Annotated in this window: 6 protein-coding genes; all 6 read left to right on the forward strand. The window is 49.0% G+C overall.

Going from position 1 to position 6,705, the window contains the following annotated elements:
- Positions 1 to 190 precede the first annotated feature (190 nt).
- The 6 genes from HMPREF9442_RS11720 (at position 191) to HMPREF9442_RS11750 (ending at position 6,700) form a co-directional block, all read left to right on the forward strand.
- A complete protein-coding gene (locus tag HMPREF9442_RS11720; protein WP_008628819.1) occupies positions 191 to 2,194 on the forward strand; it encodes a hypothetical protein in 2,004 nt (667 codons plus the stop codon).
- Positions 2,195 to 2,214: 20 nt separating this feature from the next.
- Complete coding sequence (locus HMPREF9442_RS11725) at positions 2,215 to 2,835, forward strand: hypothetical protein (protein WP_040603074.1); 621 nt, start codon at positions 2,215 to 2,217, stop codon at positions 2,833 to 2,835.
- 733 nt (positions 2,836 to 3,568) lie between these two features.
- The gene (locus HMPREF9442_RS11735) at positions 3,569 to 3,928 is read left to right on the forward strand and encodes a hypothetical protein (protein ID WP_008628833.1); all 360 of its coding nucleotides are present in this window, start codon (positions 3,569 to 3,571) and stop codon (positions 3,926 to 3,928) included.
- A 48-nt stretch (positions 3,929 to 3,976) separates the two neighbouring features.
- Positions 3,977 to 5,086 (forward strand): DUF4934 domain-containing protein, encoded by a 1,110-nt coding sequence (locus tag HMPREF9442_RS11740; protein WP_008628836.1) that lies wholly within the window; start codon positions 3,977 to 3,979, stop codon positions 5,084 to 5,086.
- On the forward strand, positions 5,083 to 5,658 hold the full coding sequence (locus HMPREF9442_RS11745; protein ID WP_008628837.1) for a hypothetical protein: 576 nt from the start codon (positions 5,083 to 5,085) through the stop codon (positions 5,656 to 5,658). Before HMPREF9442_RS11740 ends, HMPREF9442_RS11745 begins: the two co-directional genes overlap by 4 nt.
- 1 nt (position 5,659) lies before the next feature.
- Positions 5,660 to 6,700 (forward strand): MauE/DoxX family redox-associated membrane protein, encoded by a 1,041-nt coding sequence (locus HMPREF9442_RS11750; protein WP_008628839.1) that lies wholly within the window; start codon positions 5,660 to 5,662, stop codon positions 6,698 to 6,700.
- Positions 6,701 to 6,705: the final 5 nt, after the last annotated feature.

Below are 6,705 nucleotides of genomic sequence, written 5' to 3' on the forward strand. Positions count from 1 at the left end.
CCATAAGAATCTTGTTTTAGGGTTTATGCCGATACAAAGGAACGGATTTATCGTAATAAATCAAAATGGAAGGTAGTGAAAATTGTTTTTCTTTGGATTTGTTAATGATTCGTAAATTCCGCTTCCATTTGTGTGCTTTTTGCTGCACTTGTTCGTAAACCGTATAAAAACAGAAAAGATTTAAAAGACGATGAAGGATGTGACAAAACGGAAATGGAGGCCAAGCCGCCGCGTTTGGCAACTGTCTGTGGCGGCGGTGGCATGTGCGCTTGCGGGATTGTTGGGAGGTATGCTGAAAAAGCCGGATTATTATGATGCGAAGAAGGTCCGTGCCAGCATTCTGGAGGCCAATCCCGGTTTGGGGGCAGTGCTCAAACTGTATGAGGGCGACAGCCTGAAATATGCGGCAACTCTCTACCTGATAGACAACTTGGGCTATCACCAAGGGATGGACAGTGCGGACATGCGCGGGCTGTATGCGGCCTACGAGTTGTTTGCCACGGGGCGTTATGGTTACCAACAGGCCATGGATTCAGCCTACCGCCTTTACGGCACATCCGGCGTGCGCGATGTACGGTGGAAGAAGGATGCCTATATCGACCCTGGCTATCTGGTGCGCAACATTGAATGGGCTTTCAAGGTTTGGCGCGAGCAGCCGTGGGGGAAGAACGTCCCTTTCTCCCAATTCTGCGAGTACGTGTTGCCTTACCGCGTGGGCAACGAGAAACTGGAGCCATGGCGTGAGAAGCTCTATTATGAGTTCATGCCGGCCATCGAGCGGCATATAGACGACCCGAGGATGGAAGACCCCGCATACGCGGCGGGCATCCTTCTCGACAGCCTCTTCAAGTCCCCCTACCGCTTTACGGGCCAGATGGGCAGTGACGTGCATATCGGTCCGCGCATCGCGGAATGGAAGTCCGGGAGTTGCCTGGACCTCTGCCACATGGCCGTTTACATATTCCGTGCCTTGGGTATCCCCTGCGGGGTGGAGGAACTGCCCTTGCGCGGTGACAACAATGTGCCCCACTATTGGAACTTCTTCGTGGATCCTCAGGGGCAGACGTGGTGGTTTTCGATGTTCTACTGGCGCCAGCGTCTGGGCATGCCCGAGGACTATGGCGACGTGTACGGCAAGGTGTTCCGCCAACGTTTCGGTCTGAATCGTGCGTTGGCCGGGAATCTTCCCGGTGCACCGGAGTGCCTGCATCCCGTGTTCCGTTATCCTCTTTTTGAAGATGTCACGGGTGTGTATGCCGGAAAGAATTCTTTTACCGTGTGCGTGCCCGGCAATCGGTTGACCGTCCCGGTGGAGAAAGGTAGCCCGCTTTACCTTTGCATGTCCACGCGTCTGGAGTGGAAACCTGTGGCCTGCATCTCCTACAATGGTGCAGAGGCCCGTTTCCCGGACTGTCACGGCGGCACGGTGTACTGTCTGGCCGTTTATGATGCCGCTTCCAAGCGCCTGCGCACCGTGTCCCATCCCTTCGTGATGGACAAGGAGACCGGTGCCCTGACTTTCCATTCCCCCGGGAAGCGCAAGGGCGATGTCGTGGTGTTGAGCAAGTTCGGGATGATAGGCGAGTTCTACCTCGGGCGCATGGTGGGTGGCGTGTTCGAGGGCAGCGACACGCCCGACTTCCGTCTCCGCGACACGCTCTTCCTTATCCGCGAAGCCCCGTCGCGCCTTTGCACGGTGGCACGCACCGACACGGTGAGTCGTTACCGTTACGTCCGTTATTTCGGCCCTTACAAGGGCTACTGCGACGTGTCCGAGGTTTCGTTCCTCGCTCCCGACGGTTCCGCATTGCAAGGCACGGTCATCGGTCCCGAACGCGGCGCATACGGCAACAATTCCTATTTCAAGGCCATGGATGGGGACCTCACGACTTCCTACGGACATCCCACGCTCTACGGTGGATGGGTGGGTCTGGATTTGGGCGAGGGGAAGGCCGTGGGCGCAGTGTCCTACTCTCCCCGCCACCGTGACAACTTCGTCCGTCCGGGCGACACCTACGAGCTGTTCGTTTGTGACGGCGGCGGATGGAAGTCGGTCGGGGTACAGGTGGCGCAGTCCGACTCGCTCCTCTACCGCGACATCCCCCTCGACGCGCTCATGCTTCTGAGGAACCTTACACGCGGGGTGGACGAACGTGTTTTTGAATACAAGGACGGGAAACAGAAATTTTGGTAATGGTTAATACTTTCCAGGTTATGAAAAGAATAAACAAGACAGATTTAAGATTGATATACCCATCCGTATTATGGGGTGCCTTGTGGTTGTGCGAGGCTTCGGGCTTTGTTTTCATGTTGTCGGAGTGGCGGGGCTATCCCCAGTGGCATGACCTGATGTCCACGGAGACGTTCCGGGCGGATGCCCTTCACTTCAAGTTCCTGTATGCCTTCTGCATCTCCGCGTCCGTCCTTTTGGTTGTGACGGCAGTGGTTTTCCGGCATTCCTTGCTCCGTAGTCTGGAACTTCTCAAGTTGGCGGACGAAGAACGTTCCATTGATGCTATGCGTGAGGCGTTGTCTTCCGCCCTCGCTTCTTTCTCAGTCAATACGTCTGACGGGTATATGTCGTACGATGGTTGTACGGTCAAGGTGCCTCCCCGTGTGGCCGTGTTTTTGGACGCTTTGGTATTGAAGGAAGATCACACCTTGTCGTTGGAAGAACTCAATGGACTGTTCCATGCAAGATTTTATGACGGCACGGAAAGCAGCCATTCCCGGATAAGGAATATGAAATGTACGGTACATAAGACCCTTCAGGATACTCCGTTCGATGTGGTCAGGGACGCTTTCGGGAACTTCCGCTTGGTGCTGAAGAGGTAAGCAGGGAAAGGATGCCCTTTGTGTTCCTTTTCTGCCTCTTGTTTTTGCCGCAAATCGGAAAATCGTTGTGCTGTGACTGGTTTTCCGGTTTGCGGTAATTGTTTTTGGTTTCTTTGCTTGGTTTTTCTAAGCTTCCTCCCCATACAGGGAGATATGTGGGAAAATCCATTCGCATCTTTCATACTTGCTGTTTTACAGATTGTTAAGGTGAACTTTCCTCATCCATGGGGTTCACCGGGCATTCACCGGAAAGGGGCACGGGGATACCGGACGGGGACGATTACCGCTGAAAGAAGGCTGAAGGACGGATGAGCATATCATTCACCGGAACCTTTTGTATTCCAGAAGATTGCAAAGTGTCCTGAAGGATGAAGCATATTTTTGAAAACTTGCCGTGTATGTCCATTTGGAGGGGCGGGTCTGCGCCAACCTGTTTTGCCATGCCGCAGGCGTTAACGGTGCATTACTTGGCGTTAACATGACGTTAACAAGGCGTTAACGGTGTGTTAATTAGGGAAAAACGGTACTACCGTATTTTCTAAGCTGTTGGAAATAAGGCGTTAATGTCTTGTTAATGGTGCTGATAAAATCGTTAATGAAAAAGTACGGTAGTTAACATTGTCATTCAGAAATTTTGTGATTACTTTGCCTGCGAATCCCACGCAGGTGGTCGGCAAAAAAGAGCGTGAAGCCGCGAAACCTGTAAAGGGTATAATTTTAAAACTTTAAAACAATGAAGAAGAAAAAATTCTTCGCGCCCTTGGTGGGCGCATTGGTGTTGGGCCTGTCGGCCTACGCCGGGTATCGCACGTATGATGCGTACAATGTAGTGAGTGAAAGTGACTTGTTGTTGGCGAATGCGGAAGCATTGGCTAATAATAATGAGTCTACTCCCGCTTTTAAGCGAGAAGAAGGCGAGTGTGTCATCAATGTAGGAGCAAAGGGTAAAATAAAGTTATTTGGAGGAACAATTCTCGAAGCCGATGCCAAGGGGAATATTTCTTTCACGGGTAAAGTCGTTTGTATTGGACAAGGTGATGTTTCTTGCAGGCCAATTGAGTGTATTGATTTGTATGAAGTCATATTAAATTAAAAAAAATAAAAGGGGGGCTTCCCCCTATTTTACATAAAAGATAAAGAGATGGGAAGGACGATTTTATTAAAAATGCTATTGTTTTTTGGGATAGTATTTGCCTTTTGTACTTGTGGGAAAAGGCCAGTGGCAGATTTGCCAACCTTTCATGTGGATGTAAAACAGCGCGACAGTGCAAGTTGTTTCTTTTCCGGTTATAGTTATGTCATGTTGGAAACAAATATGGAATGTTTGTTGACTGATGTTGATAAAATCAAAGTGGATTCAGAGAAAATTGCTGTTTTGGACCGAGAGCGGATTTTGTTTTATGAACATGATACTGGGCGTTTTATTGGTAAAATTGACAGATTGGGTAAAGGGCATAATGAATATCTTTCGATAGACGATTTTATAGTCCGCGATTCATTAGTTTATGTTTTGTCTGCTATGCAGCATGCCATATTGGTTTATGATGTGTATGGGCATCCAATAAAAGAAATTCAGTTGGATGCTTTTTATAAGCATTTTGACTTTTGGGATGAACATCGAGTATTTTTGTCTTCTGACTTTGGTAATGATACTTATTATAACTTCGTGTTATTTGATTTGCGAACGGGGACTGTTCTAAGAAGATTCGATGAGTTCTCCCAAAATGAAAGTGTCTTTTTTAATTCTTTTAGTTCGTTTAGTGGGAGAAATAATAAGGAATTATATGTAATTCATCCTTTTGATTATACGATATATACCTTAACGGATACAGTATTTGTTCCTTATTGTAGATTTGATTTTAATACGGAAGAGACGTTTGATATGGGAAAGTCTTTTGCTGAGTTATCAGATCAGACGAGGAATAAAAGCGTTGTAAAATATTTGGGGAATCTTATTGAAAGTGACAGTGTGATGTATTTGACTTTTGATTTGTTTGATTCACATGGAATAGGTACTTATTTATATAAGAGATGTGGTCAACAAAGTTATTTGATAAGAATTAATGAAGATTTTATTTCAGATTTTCCGTATTTGTCAAGTCCAAAAGGAATACATGGAAATACGTTAATCTCTGTGCTTTCCGCGTCCACTATATTGGATATTGAAGAAACGTATGGTTTGTCCTTTTTTAGAAAGAAAGGTTTAAACAAAGAAGATAATCATGTAATATTCTTTCATAAATTAGAATGATTGATATGAGGAATGCCAGTATTTTGTTGATAGGAGTATTTTTTGCTTTAATGTCATGTTCTGAAAAAGAAAGTTTTAAAAAAGGTATCATTCAATTACAGTCTCATCCAATAACATTGCCTTTAGATAAAATGAGGTGCATGTGGAATGGCAAGGATACACTTTCATTGCATGGCAAAATCAATCCAAATTTTAAGTTGGTTGTTTTTTTGGATACTGTCGCATGTTCATCTTGTGAATTGAAGGCAATGTATATGTGGAATGAAATGTTAGATAAAACAAAGATGTATGCCCCTGAATTATCTGTTTATTTTATATTTCTTCCATTGAACAAGGATTTGGATTCATTTTATTTTACGATGAGAACAATGTCCCCTTCTTTGCCGATATATGTGGATACGGCAGGTGTCTTCATCCGTGAGAATCCCCATATTCCGAGAGAAGCCGTATACCATACCTTCTTGTTGGACAAAGACAACCGTGTTGTGTTGGTGGGAAATCCATCAAGAAGTGAGAAGATAGAGGAAATGTTCTGGCAAATCGTGGAAGAAAAGTTAGGTAAACGAGAATAATATGAAACGTATAATCCGTCATATCCCTTCCTTGCTGTTAGGTGCGTGCTTCGTGGCCTCCGGTTGGCTGAAAGGCGTGGACCCTTACGTCACGTCGCTGAAACTGTCGGAGTATTTCCGCGTGTGGGGTTGGAGCGGCTTCGTGGCCGACCATCCCTTGGCATGGTCGGTGTGTCTCTGTGCCGGGGAGTTGTGCATGGGGCTGCTCCTGCTTTCGGGCGTGTTCCGCAAGGCGGTGGCCTGGGGTACGGTGGCGGTGATGTCTGCCTTTACCGCACTGACGGTTTGGCTGGCTTTCTCGCCCATGGGGCTGTCGGTGCAGGATTGCGGCTGCTTCGGCGAGGCTTTCACGTTGGGTCATGGGGCTACGCTGCTGAAAAACATCATGTTGTGGGCTTTGTCGGTCTGGCATCTGTGGGTAGTGTGGGCAGAGCACCAGTGCGGCCTGAAAGGGTGGCGTACGGTCTCCTGCTGTGCGGTCTTTTCCTTGGCAGTTCCCCTCTACTCGGCGGTCTGGCTTCCCCCGGTGGATTTCCTGCCTTTCGGCCGTGGGGCGGCTCTGTCCGCCGTGCCGGGTTTCGGAGTATATGACGGGAGGTATGAAGAGGTGACGGATTCTTTGATGGAGGTGTCCGGGTCAAAGCCCTTGGTGGCGGTGGTGTCGCGGCGCACGCTTACGGCGGACGACCTGCGCAAGCTGTCCGGCCTTCTTGCCGAAGCCGGGGCCGGGCTCATCTCCCTCTGCCTGTGGACGCTTCCCGGCCTGGATGGCGGGGCGGGTATGGACGTTTTCTATACGGACGAGGTGACACTGAAGTCTCTGCTGCGTGCCGAAGCGGGTCTCGTGGTGGTGGACGGGGGCATCGTGCGTGCCAAGCGCAACCTGCCGGTGTTCCGTCCGGAGCGGTTCGGCCGGAGGGTCACGGTGGAAGAGATGATGGAGGAGGACGCAGGCCTGCCGTGGCGTTACGGCGTTTGCCTGTTGGCGGGCCTGGCGGTGATGGTCTGGGTGCGCCATAAAGAAACGGAGGGCGGACGATGAAGGCG

Source organism: Paraprevotella xylaniphila YIT 11841, from assembly GCF_000205165.1.
GTDB classification, from domain to species: domain Bacteria; phylum Bacteroidota; class Bacteroidia; order Bacteroidales; family Bacteroidaceae; genus Paraprevotella; species Paraprevotella xylaniphila.